Annotated in this window: 5 protein-coding genes and 1 pseudogene; all 6 read right to left on the reverse strand. The window is 55.6% G+C overall.

Going from position 1 to position 4,304, the window contains the following annotated elements; all coding sequences use genetic code 11:
- Window positions 1-154, reverse strand: a pseudogene (locus EI185_RS17010) (nitronate monooxygenase); the annotation flags it as partial.
- A 122-nt stretch (window positions 155-276) separates the two neighbouring features.
- Window positions 277-627, reverse strand: a complete 351-nt coding sequence (locus EI185_RS17015) for a TusE/DsrC/DsvC family sulfur relay protein (protein WP_124706346.1) — start codon at window positions 625-627, stop codon at window positions 277-279.
- A gap of 255 nt (window positions 628-882) precedes the next feature.
- Window positions 883-2,154: a Rid family hydrolase gene (locus EI185_RS17020; RefSeq protein ID WP_223247909.1), complete on the reverse strand. Its 1,272-nt coding sequence runs from the start codon at window positions 2,152-2,154 to the stop codon at window positions 883-885.
- The gene (locus tag EI185_RS17025) at window positions 2,151-2,831 is read right to left on the reverse strand and encodes a 2OG-Fe(II) oxygenase family protein (RefSeq protein ID WP_124706347.1); all 681 of its coding nucleotides are present in this window, start codon (window positions 2,829-2,831) and stop codon (window positions 2,151-2,153) included. Before EI185_RS17025 ends, EI185_RS17020 begins: the two co-directional genes overlap by 4 nt.
- A 38-nt stretch (window positions 2,832-2,869) precedes the next feature.
- Window positions 2,870-3,610 carry a 2OG-Fe(II) oxygenase gene (locus EI185_RS17030; protein ID WP_223247910.1) on the reverse strand — a complete coding sequence of 247 codons (741 nt, stop codon included), beginning with the start codon at window positions 3,608-3,610 and terminating at the stop codon, window positions 2,870-2,872.
- Between the two features lie 88 nt (window positions 3,611-3,698).
- On the reverse strand, window positions 3,699-3,992 hold the full coding sequence (locus EI185_RS17035) for a high-potential iron-sulfur protein (RefSeq protein ID WP_124706348.1): 294 nt from the start codon (window positions 3,990-3,992) through the stop codon (window positions 3,699-3,701).
- Window positions 3,993-4,304 lie beyond the last annotated feature (312 nt).

Raw genomic sequence — 4,304 nt, forward strand, 5'->3', positions numbered from 1 at the left:
GCAGGTCGATGCTGGCGATGGTGCCGACCGCGCCCAGCCGCGCCACGGCGCCCGCCAGCCGGTGCGCGGAGATGCCTACACCCATGCCGCCTTGCACGATGGGCAGCAAACGTCGGCCTTTGATGTAGAGGTGGGGCAAGTTGGTTTCCGGCATTTATTTAGGTACCTCAAGACGACGGGTCGTCCGCCTCTGACGGGCGCAGGAATTTACGATCTTCATACCCGTAATCAAGTATACGCTTCACTGCCTGGAAACAGGTGCGGCTGCCGTGACCTTCAGTGTTCGCCCTTGGTGCGCAGCAGTCCGGCCAGGCGGTTGCCCTGCTTCTGGGGGCCGCCTCTGGGGAACATGTCATGCAAATGCCGGTTGCTGCCCGGCTCGGCTCCCCATTTTTCGCTGAAATGTTTCACCATGATCCGCACCTGGGCCTGCACGTCATGCTCATGGAAATAGGTCCGTAAAAAATGGATCACTTCCCAGTGCCGATCGGTGAGAGCCAGCCCCTCCTGCTCTGCCAGGGCGCGTGCAAAATCCTCGGACCAGTCGCCCAGGTTATGAAGATAGCCTTCAGAATCCGTTGGAATTTCCCTGCCATTCACCTGCACGGTTTGGTTATGCGTGTCCATCTTGCGTTACCTCCACAATTCCAGACATATCGTTGTCCGGTAAATTTTGAAGCCATGTTGCCACATTTCTGCCTTGCACCAAGGAGCCGTTCAAAATTAACATGGGCATTTACTCTGCCAGGCCTCATCGATTGAATTGAAAGCTTATCAAACATTTGCGTGCTTCCTGGCAGGAAGTTCCTGATCACCATTCAATGCTGACATATTGCCAAAATCGCAAGCTGCTTGATACTTTTTGACGCTGCGCCTGCTGCGTCAGAAGGAGGGAAGTGTGGGCTCATCATTAGTCACGACCCCGACGCCTTCAACTTCGACAAGCCATTCCGGCCGGCAGACGGAACCCTGGACGATGAGGATGGGAAGATCAGGGAAACGATGCTCAAGATATCTGTCAACGCACGCGAAATCCGTCGGATCCCGCAGGTACACGAGCAAGTACATCATGTCGGCCAGACTGGCTGAGCCTGAACGCAATAGGGCGTCAACATTGCTGAGGGCCAGGTCAAGTTGACGGAGAACGTTACCCGGATGCACGACCCGCCCAGCGCGATCGATGCTCGCTGTTCCCGAGATGAAAAGATGCGAACGATCAGCGTAGGCGATACGCGTGCCACGCTCGAAAGTGACGTTGTAGTCCTTGGTCGCGCACAGATGGTCGAAGTCATTGAGATATGACATCTGTTCCGGGGCCAGGCCGAGGATGGAATAGGCATCCATCGCAACAAGATCGGATCGGTGCGCACAGGCGCCTTCAATGCCGGTGCTCGCAATATAATGCGTGTCGTTGGTCAGCCCCTGCTGCGAGAACAGTTCGCTCCGGCTGTCCACCATTCCCTGATAGAACACATCGACGTCCTTGAGGTAGATCCATGTCCTGATGCAGTGGTCGCGAAGCGTGCTACCCTGGCTTGACAGGGTGTCGATCAGATCATTGAAGACCTTGCGCGTCTGCACTTCCACTGTCGAGGTCGAGGCATCGCAGGCACCGGCGCAGAGCCGGGTGCTCCAGAGATGGCGGAAACCGTTCTTCTCGACGACCATGTGCTTCGGCGTAAGACGATGTTTTGTGAAGTGGCCCTGGCTTTCGACGTGGTACGCCAGTAACGCAATCTTGGCGCCGGACAATGGCGCCTGTTGCACAATCGAGACGGCTACCGGGCTATCGAGCGGTTCGCAAACCAAATCGCTATCGCGAACCAATGCGGCCTGGTTCAACACATCGCTGAGGAAAATCCGCCGGAATATTGCAGTATCGGGCGCCAGGCCAAGCGATCTTCTCGCTTCAGCGTAGCGCTCCTGGACAAGTTCGATCTGCTCGCCAAGACTGAAACCATCAGGAGCTTCCACGGAGATGAAATGCTCCGCCCCGCCACTTGTCCCGTAGAAGCTCCTGGCGATCACACCGTCGCGACATGGCATGGCGACTTCCTGATTGAATGGCGACACTGTTTTTGGCGACTGCTGCATAGAGAACCCGTTCCGGTAATCGCCGATCATCCCGGCGCGAAGCTCGCCCTGATTTTTCATGTCGCCACACTAATCGGCTGGTCTGGAAACGAAAGTTGATTACGGTCACGCCAATTCGGGCGGACATAGTTGATCTCGAGCAAGCGACGAACGCCGATGATCGGGCGCGGGTCGAAGCCGTGCCAGGTATCGGCCCCGGGTACGAAGATCACTGCCGAATTGAACTCCGCCGAACTCCGGCCGACCCAACGGCGCTCCGCATCGTAGATATCGGTGCCCCAATTTTTGGCCTCGGGGCCCGTGCACAGATAAATGACCATGGAGAACAACTTTTCTGGAATATCATGATGCGGTTCGAGCCAGGCCCCGTCGGTATCCTGGATATATTCCATGCGTAGATAGCTGCCAGAGACATCAATCTCGCAGGTCTCCTCGAACTGGCGGGCAATCTCCGGGCGTTGCAGCGCATCGGCGAACACTCCGCAGGTCGGAAAGCTTGCGCGTAACGCTGGTGTGAAGAAGGCCCGCTTACTATTGTCGATGTCGCGCACACCCAGGCTATCACCGATCACCGGAGGCGCGATCGGCAGGATCAGGACGGCTGTGGCAAGACTTTCCGGCAATACGTCGTCAAGCAGCCAATGGCGGTAAGGCGTCTCGTCGCGACGTGCGGCGTGCAATGCACGGCCGAAATGACTGGCGACCGCAGCCGCATCGGGCACGTGAGGAAAACTCATGGTTGCGCTCCTTTGCCCAGAAAATAGCGGTGCGCCACTTAACGTGGCGCCCATTCGATAAGCTTGCGCAATAGCGGCACCGATTTGGCGAAAGCACTTACGCCGTGACGAAAATACTCGCGTCTGACGTACGATTCCGAATCGACGTAGCATAGCTGGAGACTCATGCGTTGCCCTTTCTGGGGCAGGAAACCGTGCCAGGAATGATCGCAGACGCGGAACATGATCATCCGCCCGAACTCCGGCGCAAACTCGAATGCATAGTCTTCGCGGTCTGCGCTACGCAAGACCCTGAGCCGGCCGCGTTCGTAGGGCCACTCACGGCTGAAGCCCACTAGTACGGTGATGATCTTGTGTTTCGAATCGGGATGGGCGTAGCCTTCGTTGTAATGCCCCGTCGTATTGCCCATCATGAGGATTACAGGCGGATTGTTACTAAGGTCGGTATCGAATTTCTGCTCGACGAGATGCCGGAAGCGCGGGCTGAGAAGGTCTTGAATGACAGCCCCGAACCTGGGGCCATAGTGCAGGTTCGGTAAACCATAGCTCCCACGATCAGGAATGCGCGGCGCATCGGCCAGCACTTCATCCTTGAAACGGGAGTTGATTGCGCTCTCGGCAAAGGCAAAGTCATAGGGGTCATGACGCAACTCAGCGGCCATGATGGCCGCCTCATCAAGCAGCGAAAACGCGGCGTCACCTTGTTTCATCCTGGCGCTGTTCGACATGTTCACACTCTTTTCCATCAAGACCACTAATGAGTGGCTAATATAGGCCATGGTACAAACCGCATCATTGATCCAGATCAATGATGCGGTTAATTAACATACGCTATCGTGGTGTGTCCTGTCTGTGCTCAGAAGGCGCTTATGCTTTTGCCGCAAAGGCCACACAATAGCCGTGCGGGCTGATCGAGCCGTCCACGACCTTGCAGGTGCCATTGGCTTTTGCGGAACTGCCAGGAACAAATAATGAACAGTTGGTGCAGTCCTGCTTCCCGTTAGGTGTGTCGCGATACTGCATGGAAGCCTTGGGAACCCCGGCAATTGCGGGGGTGCTGGTGATTGCCGTTGTAGTCGCGAGGACGCCTATTGAAGCGAGCATGGCAGCGCCTTTCAGCAATTCGCGGCGGGAGAGTTTTTTTTGCAGAATATCGGGCATGACAAACACCTTTTTAAAAAAATACAGCGATTAAAAACAGGGCAAAGTTCCCTGGACTCCATGGCTCAGAACACACTACTTTTTACTGCAACTACAATTGGAATACATTTCATTCTGTTAGAAGTTTTTGTTGATCCTTTCCCATCCTGAATTATTCACAAAGAACTGTGGCTGAAAGTGGCGGCTACTTTGATGCAATGGTAGACACATACGCTGCCACAGCCTGCATCTCCTCCGGCTTGAGGTCGTGGGCAACCACCTTCATGGCCGCTCCATTGGGACGTTCCTCAGCGGATCTCTGGAACACATTCA

This window comes from Sulfuriferula multivorans (assembly GCF_003851125.1).
Classification (GTDB): domain Bacteria; phylum Pseudomonadota; class Gammaproteobacteria; order Burkholderiales; family Sulfuriferulaceae; genus Sulfuriferula; species Sulfuriferula multivorans.